Below are 17,124 nucleotides of genomic sequence, written 5' to 3'. Positions count from 1 at the left end.
CTGTGCGCCGCGCGCTAGTCCCCGAACGCGTCTCGCGTTCGGTCACCAGAGGAGACACTTGACCCGCATCCACGTACCAATCCCACTGCGGTGGAGCGACTTCGACGCGTATGCGCACGTCAACAACGCCGAGATGCTGCGCCTGCTCGAGGAGGCCCGCATCCAGGCCTTCTGGCGACCCGACGCGGGTGGAGAGGGAGCGGCAACCGCCGTTCTCGATGCCAGGCCCGGCGCCGAGGTCATCAGCCTCATCGCGCGGCAGGAGATCGAGTACCTCGCCCCGATTCCGTACATGCGCGCGCCGATCGACATCGAGATGTGGATCGGGCGCATCGGGGGAGCAAGCCTCGAGATCTGCTACGAGCTGTACTCGCCCGTGGGAGTCAGCCCCCGCATCCTGTTCACGCGCGCTGCGACAACGCTCGTCATGGTGACGGCGGCCACGGGGCGCCCGCAGCGCATCACCGACGAGCTGCGAGAGATCTGGGCGCCATACGTCGAGGAGCCGGTCTCCTTCACCAAGCGCGGCTAGCGCTGGCGACCATGCGCGGTCGCGTTATCGCGGCACTCTGAGCATGCCCTCCTGGGCGACGCTGGCCAGTAGGGCACCGTCGCGCGAGTAGATGCGGCCGAGCGAGAGGCCGCGGCCACCGCGAGCGTTCGGGGATTCCTGCACGTACAGCATCCACTCGTCCACCCGCCCAGAGCGGTGCCACCACATGGCGTGGTCGAGGGACGCCGCCTTGAGACCCGGCGAGCTCCAGGCGACCCCGTGGGCACGCATGATCGGCTCGAGCAGGGAGTAGTCGCTCGCATAGGCGAGCGCGGCACGGTGCAGCTGAGGATCGTCGGGCAGCGGCCCGACGGCCTTGAGCCAGACCGCCTGGTGGGCCACGTGCTCTCCCTCGACGCGCAGGTAGATCGGAGAGGTCGTGTGACGGATGTCGAATGCCCGCTGGTTGGCCCAGAAGCTCGCGATGGGATGGTCGACGGTCGCGAGCACCTCTGACGAGGTGGGAAGGCTCTCTGGCTCTGGAACGCCCTCCGGCATCGTGGCCTGATGCTCAAGCCCCTCTTCCTCGTCTTGGAACGAGGCGATCATCGACAGGATCGGCACGCCGTTCTGGTATGCCTGCGTGCGTCGGGTGGAGAACGACCGCCCGTCGTGGATGCTGTCGACGCTGAAGGTGATCGGCAGGGAGACATCGCCGGGTCGGAGGAAGTAGCCGTGCATGGAGTGCACGAACCTGTCGCCGTCGATGGTGCGCTGTGCGGCGACAAGCGACTGCGCGAGCACCTGCCCGCCGAAGACGCGGCCGCCCGGCATCCACTCGCTCGGGCCGGTGAATATGTGCTCGTTGGTTCGTGCGCCCGTGTCGGTCAGGTTGAGGGAGGCCATCAGCCCGGCCAGGGGGTCGCTCATGCCCTGTAGTTTAGAACCGATGACAGACGCCTTCACCCTCCAGGACTCCCTCGCCCTCGGCGACCTGCGCACCTACCTCGGTCGCGCCGGGCGGGTCGAAGACGGTTCCGTGCGCCTCATCGCGGGTGGTGGGGTGCTCGCGGTCTACGCGGCGGTGCTCTATCCGGCCGGGCTGCTCGATGAGAGCCCGACGGTGCTCGGCCTCCGCACCTTCGCCCTGTCAGAGCGCGAGCGTTTCGACGTCGTCGTTCCCCTCGGCTCGCTGCTTCGCCGCATCGACAGCGCGGAGAACGCAGCGACAGATGCCGCGGCCCCTGTCAGTGTCGCGATACCCATGCAGGTGAACTCCGTCACCTGGGCAGCCATCTCACCGCCCCGGGGAGGCTGGGTCGCCCTTGAAGCTGTCTCGTCATCGGTTCTCGAGGCCGTTGCCCGCGAGGGCATTCACGAGGTCGCGACGGCGATCCCGGATGGCACGGGCGAGGCGATCGTGCACCGCGTGCGCAGCGAGGTGTGGGGTCGGCCGATCCGCGGGCTCGAGCACATTCCGTTCGGAGCCGGGTTCGCGGCACTGACGCTGGGGTTCCTCGCCGAGGGGGAGGAGTCGGTTCCGATCTACGAGACGGGCACGTGGACGCGGCTCAGCACGAAGCGCGGCCACATCCTGATCAAGCGCCGCGCCTGGACGATGAGCCGCTGAGCCATCGGGCCTCTCTCTAGATCGGCTAGAGCGCCGAAAGCTCTGGCATGAGGAAGGCGACCACGACGCCAACCACGACAATCGTATAGACCGCATTGGTGCCGAACCACGCCAGAAGCGGGGCGACTCCGCGGCCAGCCTGACGGTAGACCACCACCGTGCGGCCGATCAGGTAGACGAGCGGCCCAATGAACATCCATCCCCAGCCGAACGTCGTGAACCCTCGCTCCTTGAGCAGCTTGCTGTCGTTGCGGGCGATGACGATCATGCCGATGTAGGCACCGATACTGAGGCCTCGCGTCGGCAGCGACGAGGAGTCCGCTGACGATGACAGGCTGAGGTCGCCGATGATCGCCGAAACGACAACGGCGAGGGCGTAGAACAGCGGAGACCACACGACCGCCCACACCCAGGTGGTCGATGGGTCGAGAGGCACGGGTTCGCTGGCCCAGCCGACCGACCGGCTGTCGGTCGAGGAGAGGGACGACGAGTAGCCGCCCATGGGCGTGTATCCCCGCTGTATCGGCGCGATCTGCTCTACTGGCGCGAACCCTGCGTACGGCTGCGCGGCCACGGTGGCGTAGGTCGGGATGTTGTCGACGACCGCAACCGTGTTGACAGATGGCTGCGTGGCGTCGTGCCAGCGTGCGCCGTCCCACCACCGGTCATGGGGGGCACCAGTGGGATCGGCGTACCAGCCAGCGGGGATCTGCGGCACGGGCGCGACAGCGACGGGTGCGACGGCGATTGGTGCGACGGCGACCGGTTCCAGGGGCTGGGTGGCGTCATCCCACTGCACGCCATTCCACCAGCGTTGCTGGGGCTGGCCGGTTGGGTCGGGAAACCATCCTGGTGCGGGGTTGGACATGGCTGTGTTTCCTCGGGTAGGAGCGGGTAGGAGTATGACCGAAAGCGTGGGGAGGTCGAGTGCTAGGAGCTCGGTATGGAGTACACCACGACGAGGAGGACGCCAACGGCGACGGGGATGATCCAGGAGGCGACGATGCAGCCGATCCAGACGAACAACGGGGCGAGACCGCGGCCCATGCGGCGCTTGACGACAACCGTTCGTCCGATCATGTACACGATGCCGAGGAAGGCGTAGGCCCAGTGGAATGGCCGATCGACCCCGCGTCGAGCAAGCTCGCGCCAGTCGGCGGCGGCCAGCACGATGACGAGGGTGTAGGCGACGACGCGAAGAATCAGGTCTGCGGCGTTGATGGCACCCATGTCTGCAGCGGGGTCCATGAACACGTCGGGCGTCATCGAGCCGGTCGCGAACAGGATCACGAGCTCGGGGATGACCAGCAGCGGTGCGAGAGCGATCGCCCAGACCGCGCGGGTGTTCGGGTTGACCCCGCTGCTCGTCGAGAAGTTCGTGCCCTCGGCCGAGTACGGAGTCATTGCGGCGTACGGCGTCGGCTGGGTGGACTGGGTCCACTGCATGCCGTCCCACCAGCGCTGCTGCTGCACACCGGAGGGGTCGGGGTACCAGCCAGCGGGGATTGCCGCAGGGGCGGTCGGGTCGCTCATCTGAGGCTCCTTCGTTTTCACCACGAAGCCTATCTCCGGCTAGAGGTCTGCGGCCACCGCGCGGCCCGCCTGCCGCCCGCTGAAGATGCAGCCGCCGAGGAAGGTGCCCTCGAGCGAGCGGTAGCCGTGCATGCCGCCGCCGCCGAATCCGCTCGCCTCGCCCGCCGCGTAGAGGCCAGGGATGACCTCGCCGCTGCCGCCACGCACCGCCTGCCCGTCGAGGTTCGTCTCGATGCCGCCGAGCGTCTTGCGCGTGACGATGTGCAGCTTGACGGCGATGAGAGGACCTGTGGATGGGTCCTGCAGCCGATGGGGCTTGGCGACCCGGATGAGCCGGTCACCGCGGTAGCTGCGCGCCTGACGTAGATCGTTTATCTGCGCGTCCTTCGAGAACGGGTTGCCGAGCTGCCGGTCGCGGTACTCGACCTCCTGCTTGGCGCGCGCGATGTCGATGACGCCGTCGTCGATCTTCGCGAGCAGCTCGTCGAGAGTGTCGGCAACGAAGAAGTCCTCTCCCTTCTCCTTGAAGGCCTCGACAGGCCCCGTCGCGCCCTTGCCAAGGCGCTGCCGCAGCAGCTCGCGCACGCTCCTGCCGGTGAGGTCGGGGTTCTGCTCGCTGCCAGAGAGGGCGAACTCCTTCTCGATGATCGCCTGCGTGAGGATGAACCACGAGTGGTCGTATCCGGTCGTGCGCAGGTGCCGAAGGGTGCCGAGCGAGTCGAAGCCGGGAAAGAGGGGAACGGGCAGGCGTTTGCCGGTGGCGTCGAGCCAGAGGCTCGAGGGCCCGGGCAGGATCCGGATGCCGTGGCGGGCCCAGACGGGATCGAAGTTGGTGATTCCCTCGACGTAGTGCCACATCCGGTCGCCGTTGATGAGGTGGGCACCGGCGTCATCGGCGATCGAGAGCATGCGCCCGTCGACGTGGGCCGGCACCCCGGTCAGCATGTGCCTCGGTGCCTCGCCCATGTCGGCAGGCCAGAGCTCGCGCACGAGGTCGTGGTTGCCGCCGATGCCGCCGCTCGTGACGATCGTGGCTGCCGCCCGCAGGTCGAACTCGCCGATCTCGGTGCGGGTGCTTGCCTCGCCGCGGGCGGCGGCATCCGGTTCGAGGATCGCGCCGCGAGCCCCGACGACCGCGCCGTTCTCGACGACGAGGCCGTCGACCCGGTGGCGGAACAGTAGCGTCACAAGCCCGTCGACCACTCCCTGCCGCACGATGCGCTCGAAAGGCTCGACCACGCCGGGGCCGGTGCCCCAGGTGATGTGAAAGCGGGGCACAGAGTTGCCGTGCCCGTTGGCGGTGTAGCCGCCGCGCTCTGCCCAGCCGACGACGGGAAAGAAGCGCACGCCCTTCTGGCGAAGGTAGGCGCGCTTCTCTCCGGCGGCGAACTGAAGGTAGGCCTCTGCCCACTGGCGCGGCCAGCGGTCGTTCTCGCGGTCGAAGCCGGCGGAGCCGAGCCAGTCCTGCCGGGCGAGGTCGAGGGAGTCGTGGATGCCCATGCGGCGCTGCTCTGGCGAGTCGACGAGGAACAATCCGCCGAACGACCACCAGGCCTGGCCGCCGAGGCTTGCCTCTGGCTCCTGCTCGAGGATGGTGACGCGCTTGCCCGCCTCGACAAGCTCGGCCGCGGCGACGAGGCCCGCGAGCCCGGCTCCGATGATGAGTGCGTCAGCGGTGTCACCCATAAAGACTCCTTCGTCTCACTTCGCTTCTCTTCGCGTCGATGCGCAAAACAGGAAGATCGGTGACCAGTGTGCCCAACGTGGCTGGTTGTGTCGACATCGTGCACGTTAGCCACAGCAGCAACCCACCTTCCTGTTTTGCGAATGTGGGTTGGGTGCAGGCTAAGGGGCGAGGATGTCGTCGGCGTTCGCCGCGATCCAGTCCATCAGCGGCACGAGCCGGTCGGTGAGCTCGCGGCCGAGCGGGGTGAGGCTGTACTCGACGTGCGGGGGGATCACCGGCAGCGCGACGCGCAGCACGAGCCCGTCGTTCTCGAGGGTGCGCAGCGTCTGGGCGAGCATCTTCTCGCTCACCCCCTCGATCGTGCGGCGCAGTCCGCTCCAGCGCAGGCTCGGCTCCGCCGTGAGCGCCATGAGCACGAGCACGCCCCACTTGCTCGAGACATGGTCGAGCACGGTGCGCGATGGGCAGTTCGCGGGGAGCACCCCGGCGGTGAATCCGTGCTCGTTGAGAGTCGCGATCGTCATGCAGAGTAGCTTACCTAAAAGTGGGTACTGTCGATTGGGAAGTATTCACACCGAGCTGCCGTTGGCACAGTCATGACCATTCTCATCACCGGCGCGACCGGCCACCTTGGAACTCTTGTCATCGACTCACTGCTGAACAGAGGAGTGCCGGCGGAGCAGATCCGCGCGGGCGCCCGCACCCCGGAGAAGATCACTGCCGTGCCTGCCGTGCACCTCGACTACGAGGACGCCGCGAGTGTGGCGGCTGCCCTCGAGGGCGTCGACTCCGTGCTGCTCATCTCGGCGAGCGTGCCGGGCACGCGGGTGCCGCTGCACAAGACCGTCATCGACGCGGCCGCTGCGGCCGGGGTGAAGCACTTCGTGTACACGAGCGCGCCAGCGGCAACCACCTCTGCGCTGATCCTGGCGCCAGAGCACAAGGCGACGGAGGAGATCATCGCCGCCTCCGGCATCCCGTCGACCATCCTGCGCAACGGCTGGTACACCGAGAACTACAGCGGCACCCTCGAGCAGGCGGCTTCTGGCGAGATCGTCACGAGCACCGCGGGCGGGCGCGTCTCGAGCGCGTCTCGCACGGACTACGCGGAGGCTGCCGCCGTCGTGCTGTCGACGCCCGGACACGAGGGCAAGGTCTACGAGCTCTCCGGCGACATTGCATGGGACTTCGACGAGTTCGCGGTCGTCGCGGCAGGGATCCTCGGCACTCCGGTCGTGCACCGCTCGGTGAGCCCGGAGGAGCACGCGGAGGTGCTCGCCGGCTTCGGACTGGATGAGGGAACGATCGGCTTCGTCGTCGGCCTCGACGGCAACATCCGTGACGGGCTGCTCGGCCACACGCCGGGCACCCTCAGCGAGCTCATCGGCCGCCCCACGACCCCGCTAGAGCAGGGTCTTCGAGAGGCTCGCTAGCGCCCGCTCCGCGGTGGCGGATACGCCCCCCTCGGAGTCGACGACGACACCCGACTCGTCGGCTTCGAGGGGCTCGAGCGTGTCGAGCTGCGAGTCGAGCAGCGACACCGGCATGAAGTGGCCAGGGCGGTTGGTCACGCGGTCGGAGAGCTCTGCCCGCGGCACGCTCAGCAGCACGAAGACGGTGTCGGGTGCGGCGGCGCGGATCGCGTCACGGTAGACCCGCTTGAGCGCGGAGCACGCCATGACGAGTCCGTCGGGGGAGTCGGCGAGGCGCTGCCCGACAAGCGCGAGCCATGGCCAGCGGTCTGCGTCGGTCAGCGGGGTGCCGGCCGCCATCTTCGCGACGTTCGTCGCCGGATGCAGGCCGTCGGCATCCTCGAATCGCAAACCGGCGAGACGGGCAAGCTCGATTCCGACCGTCGTCTTGCCGGCGCCGCTGACGCCCATGACGACGATCCTGCTACTCGTCAAAGGTGTTGACCATCGAGTGGGCGGCGCGCTCGAGGTAGGTCCAGAGCGTGGCGTCCTGCAGGGGAGAGAGGCCGAGGGTGTCCTGGGCGGCGCGCATGTGGGTCAGCCAGCGGTCGCGGGCATCCGGGTTGACCTTGAACGGCAGGTGCCGCATGCGCAGTCGCGGGTGTCCGCGCTGCTCTGAGTAGGTGCCGGGCCCGCCCCAGTACTGTTCGAGAAACCCGGTGAGGCGCTGAATCGCGCCCTCGAGGTCGGCCTCTGGATACATCGGCCACAGCACCTCGTCGGTGCGCACGCCCTCGTAGAACGCGCGAACGAGCTTCTCGAAGGTCGGGCGACCGCCGATCTGCTCCCAGAAGTTGCCCTGCACCGACTTGCCGCCGGGCCCGCTGCGCAGGGTCAGAGAGTCTTCAGCCATTGGAGTTCGCCCTTCGCGACGCTGCCTTGCGGGTTGATGCCTTGAGCTCATCGCTCGGCGGAACAACGATCGGCCGGGTCTTCGGCGGGCGGGCTCCGGCGACGCTCGTCGCGCCCTCCGGCCCGCTCAGAATGATGCTGTTGAGCTTGGGCAGCTTGATGCCGAGCTCGTCGAGCGCGCGCTTGAGACGGATGCGCAGTTCACGCGCAACATCGTCCTTCGAGCCGGAGCGGGTCTTCATGACAAGGCGGATGACGATGGCCTCTGCCGAGATCGACTCGAGGCCCCAGATCTCTGGCTTCTCGAGGATGCGAGTGCGCCACTTGGGGTCGGCGGCCAGCTCGCTCGCCGTCTCGAGCATCCTCGTCTGAACGTGCTCGATGTCGCTGTCGTAGGGAACCGCGAGGTCGATTATCACGCGCGACCAGCCCTGCGACATGTTGCCAACGCGAAGGATCTCGCCGTTGCGCACGAACCAGAGGGTTCCGTTGACGTCGCGCACCTGCGTCACGCGAACGCCGACGTACTCGACGACGCCCGTGGCGGGGCCGAGGTCGACGACGTCGCCGACGCCGAGCTGATCCTCGCCGACCATGAAGAGTCCGTTGAGAATGTCTTTAACGATGTTCTGGGCACCGAAGCCGAGACCGGCACCGAGCGCGGCGGTGATGAGCGAGAAGGCGCCGGTGAGATCCTTGTTGATCGCTGTGACGATGAGAAGCACAGCGACGATGACGATCACCGTGGTCAGCACACTGCTGAGCACAGAACCGAGGGTGCGCGTGCGCTGCACGATGCGCACGGCGGCGAGCGGTGAGTTCTGCAGGGCCATCGTGTCTTCGGCGCCCTGCTTCTTCTTGACGCCGTTGACGATGCGGTCGACGACTCGCCTGATGACGAACTGCAATACGATGCGCACGAGCACGGAGACGCCGACGATCACCGCGATGTGCAGCAGCGGTCCGCCCGCCTCGTAGAAGGCGCTGACAGACGTCCAGAAGGCGATCCAGTCGAAGTCCATAGCGAATCCAGTCTATGGCGGGGCGCCCGAGCGCCTACATTGGGCGAATGGATGCCGCACCCGAGACGACAGACCTCGTCGCCGCTGTGCGCGAGGCCCCCACTCCCGCAGAGCGCGCCGCGCTGCTTGGGGTGGATTTCGGCCGCCTCATCCGCACCGCCGGTCGCCTGCGGTTCTGGGCGCTCATCGTGTGCGGGGTGCCTGCGCTCATCGTGCTCGTGTCTGAGGAGGCGATGGTCGACATCCAGACCAGGGTCGGGCAGCTCGACGCGCATGTTGGCATCATCGCCGGGCTCGCGCTCGTGGTTGGCCTCACGGTGCTCGCCTACCTTGTCGCGATGCTGGTCGGTGCCGCGTTGTCCGGTGTCATCGGCGTGCAGCGCTCAACGGTCGTCGCCATGGTCGTCTACTCGCTGCTCGACGTGCTCGCCCTGTTCGCGGCCGTGCGCATCGCTGGCACCGGGCCCGTCTTTCTCGGGGCGATCGACGGGGCGCTCATCGCGCCGATGGTGCAGGTCTTCGGCATCCTGTCGCTGCCATCGGTGCTGCGTGCGAACCACCCGAAGGCCGTCGAGGTCGTGCGAGCCCAGCAACACGAGCCGCCATGGGTCACTCTGCTGGGTGGTCGCGTGCGGTGGATCATCGCGGCACTCGTCGTGAGCGTCATATCGTCGGAGGCGGCTCTCGTCGTCTTCGAGTTCGCGCCATACGATCTCGCACCCGTGCTCGTGCTGGCGGTCGCGTCGTGTGTCACCGCGTATGTGGTGGCGCGACGGGGGAGCGCACGGGGGTGGCTTGTCGTGCAGCTCGCGTGCGCCGCGGTCCTCGTTGCGGCCGCTGTACTGCTGACCCCGTGACGCACGACGGCCCCCTGCTCGCGCAGAGGGCCGTCGATAGAGCGGATGCTACGCGTCGCGCCGCTTCAGCAGCACCGATGCGAGCACGAAGAGTGCCGCGATCCAGGTGAGCAGCACGAGCCCGCCCTGCCAGGGCTCGAGTGGGGCAACCACCTGCATCGGGTCGACGAATACCTCGGTCGGGTAGGCGTAGAGCCTGCCTCCCGCTGTGCTCGGCAGCAGGTTGCCGAGGTTGGCGGCCCACTCTGCCTGCGTCACGGCAACGAAGATGCCGACGATCGACGGCAGCACGAGGATTGCCCCGAGGGCCGTCGCGATGCCGCCAGCGCTATTGCGCACGATCGCGCCGATCGCGAGGGAGAAGAGCCCGATGCCGACGAGGTAGGCGGCGGCCCCGACGATGGTCAGCCAGAGCTTGCCGTCGGTCAGGTCGACCGTGATGTTGCCGCCGGCCAGCACGGGCAGCGACACGAGCAGGCTGACCGTGAGGGCGACGAAGCTGACGACGAAGGTCACGATCGCGAAGACCGCAGCCTTGCCGAACAGCGCGGGAAGGCGCTTCGGCACCGCGCTGAACGTGGAGCGGATCATGCCGGTGCCGTACTCGCCGGTGATGACGAGTGCGCCCAGCACGCTCACCACGAGCTGGCCGAAGCCGATGCTCACCGTGACCATCTGAGCCGCGGTGGCCTGGCTGGTCTCGAAGTCGATCGCCATGCCGGGCCGACCGCTCTCAGAGGCGACCAGCAGCGAGAGCAGCGGGGCGAGCGAGACCGTGATGAGGATGAGGATGATGTAGCACCACACCGTCGAGCGCAGGCTGCGCAGCTTGATCCACTCAGAGACGAGGATGCCGCCGAAGCTGACACCCGGCAGGGCCGGGGCGGTGGTCGTGGTCATCGTGCATCCTCCTGCGGGGTGGGGAAGCCGCCGGCGTGGTACTCCACGTCGTCGGCGGTGAGCTGCATGTAGGCGTCCTCGAGCGAGCCGACGGTCGGCGTGAGCTCGTGCAGCACGATGCGCTCGGCAGCGGCGAGTTCGCCGATGCGTGGCGCGGTGATGCCGTTGACGATCAGAAGGTCGGGCGCCGTGGATGTGACGGTCGCCTCGATTCCAGACAGCAGCTTGGTGAGGCGGGCGGCATCCGGCGTGCGTACCGTCACGGCCGTGCCGGTGGAGGTGGCGACGATGTCGGCGACGGGGGCGTCGGCGATCACGCGGCCACGACCGAGCACGATGATGTGGTCGGCGGTCTGGGCCATCTCGCTCATGAGGTGCGACGAGAGCAGCACGGTGCGGCCCTCCGCAGCGAGGTGGCGGGTGAGCTGGCGCACCCACATGACGCCCTCGGGGTCGAGTCCGTTGACGGGCTCGTCGAGCACGAGGGTGGCCGGGTCGCCGAGAAGGGCGGCCGCGAGACCGAGGCGCTGGCCCATGCCGAGCGAGAACCCGCCGACGCGCTTGTTCGCGACCGACTGCAGGCCGGTGAGCGCGATGACCTCGTCGACGCGCTTGCGCCCGATGCCGTGCGTCGCGCCCACGGCGAGCAGGTGGTTCAGCGCGCTGCGGCCGGTGTGCACGGCCTTTGCGTCGAGCAGCACGCCGACCTCGCGCAGGGGAGCGTGGTGGTCGGCATAGTGCTTGCCGTTGACGGTCACGTTGCCGGATGACGGACGGTCGAGCCCGACAATCATGCGCATGGTGGTCGACTTGCCCGCGCCATTCGGCCCAAGGAAGCCGGTGACCTGCCCGGGCTTGACGGTGAAACTGACGTTGTCGACAGCGGTCTTGGAGCCGTAGTGCTTGCTCAGGCCGGTTGCTTCGATCATGAAATAGTCCTCATGATTGCCAGCCTAGGGAGGGTGTGGCCCGGGTGCCTCCTCCGGACGGCTGATTTGGGGGTTAGCCCCCGTCGGCCGATCGGCGACCGCGTTGTCTGTCCCCCCATCCGCCGACTTGATGGGGAGAGTTGAGCAACGCTAGCTTTGCGATGAGTGTCGGACTGGCCTCATGTCCTTCCCACAGAACTGAGGCTGGCGATGAATCGTCGCGACTCGCGCACGCAGGTTCGAGCCCTGCTTTCCCTTTTCGTCGCCTCGGTTCTCGTGGCAACCCTCTTCGTCGCGGTGGAGTCGACGACGCCCTTGCTGGCGGTTCCGGGAGCTAGCGCCGTCGACCCGCCCGTCGCGCCCAGCACGATCACCCTTGCCACTGACAAGACGGAGTTCTTGACCAATTCCGTGGCGACCCTCACAGCGACAACGGATGTCAACGTTGCGCCCACGGGCGGAACGATCCGAATCATCGACCAGAACACCGGCGCGACTCTGAAGAGCTGCACAACCGGCACTACCTGCTCGGTCACAACGTCGTTCTCGACGGGTCCAGCGCATGTCTACGTGGCAACGGTTCATAGCCTGACGTCGGCCTCGGTTTCCGTGGCGCGAGCGCTGTGGACGGTGACTCTTGCGACTACTGCTACGGAGTTTGCTGCCGGCGAGGCAGTAACGTTTACTGCCACAGCCAACCAAGCAGCCAACAGCGCTTACAAGATCTTCATCTTCGACAAGACGACAAGTGCTTTCGTCAGCCAATACGGCACCGGATGTACTAACTCAACCACGTGCACCCGAACGAACACGCCGTTCTTAACTGGTGGCCCACACTCGTATGTCGCAGTCGTAGCGGCGGCAGCGAGCTCACCTGCGCTGGTATCGCTTCAGGATGTGCAGGCGACCAGTTCCGAGATTCAGCTGAAGCGCAAACCCTGGGTCGTCGTGCTGACGACCAACAAGACCACTTTCGCCGCTGGGGATTCCGTCACGCTCACGGCCACCACCAACCAAGATCTTGCTGCCGCGGGAGGATCGTTTGAAACGTACTTGTTCGATGCAACAACAGGCCGGCAAGTAGCGAGGTGCGCTAGCACCGGCACCACCTGCTCGTCATCGTCAACGAAGTTCTATACAGGAGCGCCACACGATTTCGTTGCCGTAGTGGCGAAGGGCGGGGCGACGACATACTCGACGGTTCAAGACCTTCAAGCTACAAGCAATATGGTCACTGCCGATCGCGAGGTATGGACGGTGGCCCTCGGAACCAGCCTGACAGAGTTCGCTGCAGGAGAGCCTGTCTCCCTCACGGCAACGATGAACCAGAACCTGTCTGGCAGCGCGGGCTCTTACACGACGTACCTGTTCGATACGACGACAGGCGCGCTGACTAGCAAGTGCACAACCGGGCTGACCTGTAGCAATGCGGTCCCCGGAACAGTGAAGTCTGGGGGACCGCGATCCTATGTCGCCGTAGTCGGTGCCAGCGGAACCGCCACGACCGTCAGTGCGGTGCAAGACGTTCAAGCCATCAGCAATGTGGTGACCGTCACGAGAAAGCCGTGGACACTGACGTTGGCAGCAACGAACCCAGTATTTGCGACGCAATCCGCCCCGATGCCCACTGCCACGGCCAACCAAGATGTTTCAAAGACGAACGGTGCCTACAGCACATACGTATTTGACATCACAACCGGTCTGCTGGCAGGAACTTGCACAATGGGTGCGACGTGTAAGCCGAGCGGCGGATTCCTGACCGGAGGGCCGCATGAATACATCGCTGTGGTGGGCGCTGGAGGCAACCCCCAGAGCCTTGCGGCGGTGCAGGACATCCAGGCGACTTCAAACACCGTGGCGGCGTCGCGCCTGCCTTGGACCATCGTTCTGAACGTCCGGTCGGCCAACCTGGCTGGTGTGGAATTGGCATGGACCGGGAATCAAGCGACAAACTCCGTGTACGGAACCTTCCTCATCGACCAGACGGCGCGAGGGTTGGCGGCGGGCACGACGCGCTCCGACGCTGTCAAGCCACTATGCGACCGCCATGTCTATGTCGCCTACGTCGCAAGCCGGAGCAGCGTTCCACCAGTGCTCCAGGACATCCAAGCGACGTCGGCGCCCCTCTACAATTCGACCGGCTGTGGCGCAGAACCGACAGCGGGCGGCGGCAACCCCTCCGCGAATAGCTGCCAGTGCTCGCACGGCGATCCTGTCAACTCGGCGACCGGCGAATTCTATCTGCCTCAGACAGACATGGCGCTGTCAGGCGCAGGACCCGGCCTGTCACTGGCGCGCACTTACTCGTCGAAGGTCGCGTCGGTCGATGGGCCACTCGGGTTCGGTTGGTCTCCGGGATTCGCGTCGCGCCTGCGGGTCACGCTCGCCGGCGATACCGCCGACCCTCGCCCGAAACAGGTGGAGGTAGTTCAGGAAAACGGCACAATGGTCGCCTTTTCGCAATCGATCGGCGATCAGTACTTAGCAAGTATGCAGATGCGCGCAACGCTGCTCTACGGCCCGACAGGCTGGACGTTCACCCGAAACGCCACCGAGGTCTTCACCTTCAACACGGCCGGGCAGCTCGTCTCGTCGAGCGACCCGAACGGCAACACCGTCACCTACACCTACGACACCGCAGGGCACCTCACCGACCAGACCGCCTCGGGCGGGCGATGGATTCACCTCACCTGGGCCAACGACCGGGTGGTGGCGGTCACGGACTCAGCTGGTCGCGAGGCCACCTATGCGTACACGGCAGGCAACCTCGTCTCGGCGACCGCTGTCGATGGCTCCGTCACCACGTACGGGTACGACGCTTCTCACCGGATGACGACTCTCACCACCCCTGGCGCACGCGTAACCACGAACGTCTACAACTCCGCCAACAAGGTGACCCAGCAAACCGATCCGCTCGGACGGGTCATGACGTTCGCGTACAGCGGCAGCACGACCACCATCACCGATCCCTCTGGGGCGCAGACGGTCGAGGTTTACGCCAACGGTCGCCTGTCGCAGCAGACCAAGGCTGCTGGCACAGCGCTCGCGGCAACCACGCAGTACTTCTACGACTCGGCGAACAACGTCGTGCAGATTGTCGATCCGCTCGGCAAAACGATGAACTTCAACTACGACGCCGCGGGCAACTTGACCGCCAAGTTCGATCCACTGGGGCGTACGACCCTCTGGACCTACAACGCGCTCAACGAGCCGACGTCGATGACCGACCCGCTCGGTCGCGTGACCACCATGAGTTACGACGCAACGGGCAACCTGCTCGAGGCGGTCTCGCCCTCGGGAACCCTGCACTGGACTCCGAATCCGGCCGGAACGGTTGCATCGTTCGCGAACGCGGCGGGCGCGATCACCACCTACGGGTACAACTCCGTCGGTTTACTGACCTCGGCGACAGATCCAGATGGTCGCACGACATCCCTCGGCTACAACCCTGCTGGATTCGTCACCTCCCAGACGCAGCCGGGAGGCGCACTCACGAGTGTTGAGACGGATGCCGTCGGTCGGGTTCTCTCGACCACCAATGCCGCGAACGAGACGACCGAATACACTTACAACCCGGCAGGAGAAGTGACGTCGGTCACCGCTCCCAACGGGGATGTCGTCTCGACGGCATACAACCTCGCGGGGGAGGTCACCTCGACGACGGATGCCGCCGGCAAGGTGACACGCTTCACCTACACGCCCTCGGGGCAGTTGGCCACGGTCAAGGACGCCAACGACCACATCACGACGAACGCCTACAACGCGCTCGGGCAGCTGACCTCCACCACCGATCCACTCGGCCGCGTCACGAGCTATGCCTACGACGGCGCCGGGCGCCCGCTCTCCGCGACGCTCCCGTCGGGTGCTGTGTCCTCGGTCACCTACGACGACGCCGGTCAGGTGCTCTCATCTGTCGACGCCAACGGCGACGACTCCCACCTGACCTACAACCCGGCCGGTCAGCCGCTGACGTCGACTGATCCGCTCGGCAGGGTCACTGCGATCCGCTACAACTCGAGCGGGTTGCCCGATCGCGTGACGCTTCCTGACGGAAGCACCCAGCTGTCGGAATACAACCTCAACGGCCAACTCGCCAAGCTCACCAACCCTGACGGCAAGGAGACCACCTACGCCTACAGCGCCGGTGGGCTGCTGGCGTCGAAGGTGGAACCGGGCGGCCTGGCCACGTCGTATTCCTATGACGCTGCTGGTCGCATCCAGGTGGCAACCCTGCCCGACGGGTCGACGACGACGCTGACGTACAACGCCGGCGGCCAGGTCGAGCGCGTGCACTACAGCGATCCCTCGGCGACCGACACGACGTACACGCATGACTCGCTGGGGCGAGTGACGTCGATGGCGGATGCGACGGGAACCACGTCTTACGACTACGACGCGGCTGGTCGACTGGAGTCGGAGCAGAACGGGGCGGGCGACACGGTTGGCTACGAGTTCGACGACGTCGGACAGCTCACGACAGTGACCTACCCCGGCGGCGACGACGTCGACTACACCTACGACGCAGCCGGCCAGATGACATCGCTCACCGACTGGTTGGGCGAGACGACGACGTTCAGCTGGACTCCCGACGGTCAGCTGCTCGACCAGGTTCTGCCGAACGGCGTCGCCGAGCAGCGCAGCTACGACCCGGCCGGGCAGCTCACCGGCATTGAGACGGGCACGACGAACGACGCTCTCGCCGACTTCGGCTACGCCTACGACGATGCGGGGCAGCTGACCAGCACGACGGCCGTGCTCGATGGCATCTCGGTATCGAACGACTACGGATTCGACGAGCTGTCGCAGCTGGCCTCTGTCGCAGCAACGCAGTCTGGGGGCACTGCGGCCACGTCCACGCTGGCGGCAACGTCGGCTGGCCTCTTGACGACGACCCAGTCCGGAGTGGAGCTTGCCTACAACCCCGCGCAGCAGGTGGTGTCGGCGACTCCGGCGACGGGCCCAGCAACAGCTTTCGCCTACGACGCGAAGGGCTCGCGGGTCTCGGCGACCACGGCCGCTACGGTGGCCGATCCGCAGCTGTTGACGAGCTACGAGTACTCGCCTTCGGGGGCGCTGGAGTCGGTGCAGACGCCGACGGCGACCGTTGCGTACACGTCGGACGGACGTGGCCTCCGCCAGTCGCGCACCGTCGGCACCACCACGAAGCACTTCACCTGGTCGACCGTCGGCGGCTTGCCGCTGCTGCTGGATGACGGCGAGCACCGTTTCATCTACGGCCCGTCGTCGACGCCTTTGGCGCAGGTCGATGGGGCGGGGGAGACCGAGTACCTGAGCACGGATCTGCTCGGCACTCCTCGGCTGATCACCGATGAGGATGGCGACGTGGGTGCCACGGCCACCTTCGACGCGTTCGGGGCGCTGGTCTCGCACGTCGGCACGGCGGTGTCGCGGTTCGGGTTCACCGGCAACTGGACCGACCCGGATACGGGGCTGCTGTACTTGCGGGCGCGGGACTACGACGCGGCGACAGGGCAGTTCCTCACCGTCGACCCGGCCCTGGATTCCACCCAGCAGCCCTATGCCTCCACGGGCAACAACCCGGTGCAGCGCACCGACCCCACCGGACTCGGTTGGTGGTCGGAGGCGGGGGAGAACGTGGCGGCGGCCGGCGCGGGGGCGCTGAGCAGTCTGACCATGGGTGCGTCCGACTTCATCCTCGCGGCGATGGTGCCCGGCTACGACTGCTTCGTCGCCGACCACGCCGACGCCTAAGATCGGAAGAGCACAC

The 17,124-nt window shown here is 66.7% G+C and carries 16 protein-coding genes and 1 pseudogene; 6 read left to right on the top strand and 11 right to left on the bottom strand.

Annotated features, from left to right (window positions below; translation table 11 throughout):
* Nucleotides 1–58: 58 nt before the first annotated feature.
* A complete protein-coding gene (locus AC14A7_RS10870; RefSeq protein WP_484008917.1) occupies nucleotides 59–532 on the top strand; it encodes an acyl-CoA thioesterase in 474 nt (157 codons plus the stop codon).
* 24 nt (nucleotides 533–556) lie between these two features.
* On the opposite strand, the gene AC14A7_RS10865 is transcribed toward AC14A7_RS10870, so the two are convergent.
* Nucleotides 557–1,423, bottom strand: coding sequence for an acyl-CoA thioesterase (locus AC14A7_RS10865; protein ID WP_484008915.1), 867 nt, complete (start codon nucleotides 1,421–1,423; stop codon nucleotides 557–559).
* 19 nt (nucleotides 1,424–1,442) lie between these two features.
* On the opposite strand from AC14A7_RS10865, the gene AC14A7_RS10860 reads away from it, so the two are divergent.
* Nucleotides 1,443–2,123, top strand: coding sequence for a DUF8185 domain-containing protein (locus AC14A7_RS10860; RefSeq protein ID WP_484008913.1), 681 nt, complete (start codon nucleotides 1,443–1,445; stop codon nucleotides 2,121–2,123).
* Nucleotides 2,124–2,148: 25 nt separating this feature from the next.
* On the opposite strand, the gene AC14A7_RS10855 is transcribed toward AC14A7_RS10860, so the two are convergent.
* From AC14A7_RS10855 to AC14A7_RS10840, 4 genes are all read right to left on the bottom strand, one after another.
* Nucleotides 2,149–2,991, bottom strand: coding sequence for a DUF2510 domain-containing protein (locus AC14A7_RS10855; protein ID WP_484008911.1), 843 nt, complete (start codon nucleotides 2,989–2,991; stop codon nucleotides 2,149–2,151).
* 62 nt (nucleotides 2,992–3,053) lie between these two features.
* The gene (locus tag AC14A7_RS10850; RefSeq protein WP_484008910.1) at nucleotides 3,054–3,656 is read right to left on the bottom strand and encodes a DUF2510 domain-containing protein; all 603 of its coding nucleotides are present in this window, start codon (nucleotides 3,654–3,656) and stop codon (nucleotides 3,054–3,056) included.
* Between the two features lie 39 nt (nucleotides 3,657–3,695).
* Nucleotides 3,696–5,342: an FAD-binding dehydrogenase gene (locus tag AC14A7_RS10845; RefSeq protein WP_484008908.1), complete on the bottom strand. Its 1,647-nt coding sequence runs from the start codon at nucleotides 5,340–5,342 to the stop codon at nucleotides 3,696–3,698.
* A 159-nt stretch (nucleotides 5,343–5,501) separates the two neighbouring features.
* Nucleotides 5,502–5,867, bottom strand: coding sequence for a winged helix-turn-helix transcriptional regulator (locus AC14A7_RS10840; protein ID WP_484008906.1), 366 nt, complete (start codon nucleotides 5,865–5,867; stop codon nucleotides 5,502–5,504).
* Nucleotides 5,868–5,939: 72 nt separating this feature from the next.
* Here AC14A7_RS10840 and AC14A7_RS10835 point away from each other — a divergent pair, with 72 nt between their 5' ends.
* The gene (locus AC14A7_RS10835) at nucleotides 5,940–6,776 is read left to right on the top strand and encodes an SDR family oxidoreductase (protein WP_484008904.1); all 837 of its coding nucleotides are present in this window, start codon (nucleotides 5,940–5,942) and stop codon (nucleotides 6,774–6,776) included.
* On the opposite strand, the gene AC14A7_RS10830 is transcribed toward AC14A7_RS10835, so the two are convergent.
* The 3 genes from AC14A7_RS10830 to AC14A7_RS10820 are packed head-to-tail and all read right to left on the bottom strand — an operon-like array spanning nucleotide 6,747 to nucleotide 8,689.
* Entirely contained in the window at nucleotides 6,747–7,226 is a 480-nt protein-coding gene (locus AC14A7_RS10830; protein ID WP_484008902.1) for a gluconokinase, read from the bottom strand. The two genes, AC14A7_RS10835 and AC14A7_RS10830, sit on opposite strands and share 30 nt — an antisense overlap.
* Nucleotides 7,227–7,239: 13 nt before the next feature.
* Nucleotides 7,240–7,668, bottom strand: coding sequence for a globin (locus tag AC14A7_RS10825; RefSeq protein ID WP_484008900.1), 429 nt, complete (start codon nucleotides 7,666–7,668; stop codon nucleotides 7,240–7,242).
* Complete coding sequence (locus AC14A7_RS10820) at nucleotides 7,661–8,689, bottom strand: mechanosensitive ion channel family protein (protein ID WP_484008898.1); 1,029 nt, start codon at nucleotides 8,687–8,689, stop codon at nucleotides 7,661–7,663. Before AC14A7_RS10820 ends, AC14A7_RS10825 begins: the two co-directional genes overlap by 8 nt.
* Before the next feature lie 47 nt (nucleotides 8,690–8,736).
* Here AC14A7_RS10820 and AC14A7_RS10815 point away from each other — a divergent pair, with 47 nt between their 5' ends.
* Nucleotides 8,737–9,546 (top strand): hypothetical protein, encoded by an 810-nt coding sequence (locus AC14A7_RS10815; protein WP_484008896.1) that lies wholly within the window; start codon nucleotides 8,737–8,739, stop codon nucleotides 9,544–9,546.
* A gap of 48 nt (nucleotides 9,547–9,594) precedes the next feature.
* Here AC14A7_RS10815 and AC14A7_RS10810 read toward each other — a convergent pair whose 3' ends face one another.
* The 3 genes from AC14A7_RS10810 to AC14A7_RS10800 form a co-directional block, all read right to left on the bottom strand.
* Complete coding sequence (locus AC14A7_RS10810) at nucleotides 9,595–10,446, bottom strand: ABC transporter permease (RefSeq protein WP_484008894.1); 852 nt, start codon at nucleotides 10,444–10,446, stop codon at nucleotides 9,595–9,597.
* Nucleotides 10,443–11,375 carry an ABC transporter ATP-binding protein gene (locus AC14A7_RS10805; protein WP_484008892.1) on the bottom strand — a complete coding sequence of 311 codons (933 nt, stop codon included), beginning with the start codon at nucleotides 11,373–11,375 and terminating at the stop codon, nucleotides 10,443–10,445. The genes AC14A7_RS10810 and AC14A7_RS10805 overlap by 4 nt, the downstream gene beginning before the upstream one ends.
* A gap of 179 nt (nucleotides 11,376–11,554) precedes the next feature.
* Nucleotides 11,555–11,911 (bottom strand): hypothetical protein, encoded by a 357-nt coding sequence (locus AC14A7_RS10800; RefSeq protein WP_484008945.1) that lies wholly within the window; start codon nucleotides 11,909–11,911, stop codon nucleotides 11,555–11,557.
* Between the two features lie 691 nt (nucleotides 11,912–12,602).
* Between AC14A7_RS10800 and AC14A7_RS10795 the strand changes: the two are divergent.
* Nucleotides 12,603–13,820: pseudogene (locus tag AC14A7_RS10795) on the top strand (DUF6531 domain-containing protein); the annotation flags it as partial.
* Between the two features lie 51 nt (nucleotides 13,821–13,871).
* Complete coding sequence (locus AC14A7_RS10790) at nucleotides 13,872–17,108, top strand: RHS repeat-associated core domain-containing protein (protein WP_484008943.1); 3,237 nt, start codon at nucleotides 13,872–13,874, stop codon at nucleotides 17,106–17,108.
* Nucleotides 17,109–17,124 lie beyond the last annotated feature (16 nt).

The sequence above is a fragment of the Conyzicola sp. genome (genome assembly GCF_057073975.1).
Note: the sequence above shows the minus strand (reverse complement) of the source record. Positions and strands in the feature narration are given on the sequence as shown.

What these genes read in the sequence shown, in the direction of transcription:
- AC14A7_RS10825 (WP_484008900.1), bottom strand. Translation starts at nt 7,668, where the DNA reads ATGGCTGAAGACTCTCTGACCCTGCGCAGCGGGCCCGGCGGCAAGTCG.
- AC14A7_RS10855 (WP_484008911.1), bottom strand. Translation starts at nt 2,991, where the DNA reads ATGTCCAACCCCGCACCAGGATGGTTTCCCGACCCAACCGGCCAGCCC.
- AC14A7_RS10840 (WP_484008906.1), bottom strand. Translation starts at nt 5,867, where the DNA reads ATGACGATCGCGACTCTCAACGAGCACGGATTCACCGCCGGGGTGCTC.
- AC14A7_RS10845 (WP_484008908.1), bottom strand. Translation starts at nt 5,342, where the DNA reads ATGGGTGACACCGCTGACGCACTCATCATCGGAGCCGGGCTCGCGGGC.
- AC14A7_RS10865 (WP_484008915.1), bottom strand. Translation starts at nt 1,423, where the DNA reads ATGAGCGACCCCCTGGCCGGGCTGATGGCCTCCCTCAACCTGACCGAC.
- AC14A7_RS10830 (WP_484008902.1), bottom strand. Translation starts at nt 7,226, where the DNA reads ATGGGCGTCAGCGGCGCCGGCAAGACGACGGTCGGAATCGAGCTTGCC.
- AC14A7_RS10790 (WP_484008943.1), top strand. Translation starts at nt 13,872, where the DNA reads ATGCGCGCAACGCTGCTCTACGGCCCGACAGGCTGGACGTTCACCCGA.
- AC14A7_RS10820 (WP_484008898.1), bottom strand. Translation starts at nt 8,689, where the DNA reads ATGGACTTCGACTGGATCGCCTTCTGGACGTCTGTCAGCGCCTTCTAC.
- AC14A7_RS10805 (WP_484008892.1), bottom strand. Translation starts at nt 11,375, where the DNA reads ATGATCGAAGCAACCGGCCTGAGCAAGCACTACGGCTCCAAGACCGCT.
- AC14A7_RS10850 (WP_484008910.1), bottom strand. Translation starts at nt 3,656, where the DNA reads ATGAGCGACCCGACCGCCCCTGCGGCAATCCCCGCTGGCTGGTACCCC.
- AC14A7_RS10835 (WP_484008904.1), top strand. Translation starts at nt 5,940, where the DNA reads ATGACCATTCTCATCACCGGCGCGACCGGCCACCTTGGAACTCTTGTC.
- AC14A7_RS10860 (WP_484008913.1), top strand. Translation starts at nt 1,443, where the DNA reads ATGACAGACGCCTTCACCCTCCAGGACTCCCTCGCCCTCGGCGACCTG.
- AC14A7_RS10815 (WP_484008896.1), top strand. Translation starts at nt 8,737, where the DNA reads ATGGATGCCGCACCCGAGACGACAGACCTCGTCGCCGCTGTGCGCGAG.
- AC14A7_RS10810 (WP_484008894.1), bottom strand. Translation starts at nt 10,446, where the DNA reads ATGACCACGACCACCGCCCCGGCCCTGCCGGGTGTCAGCTTCGGCGGC.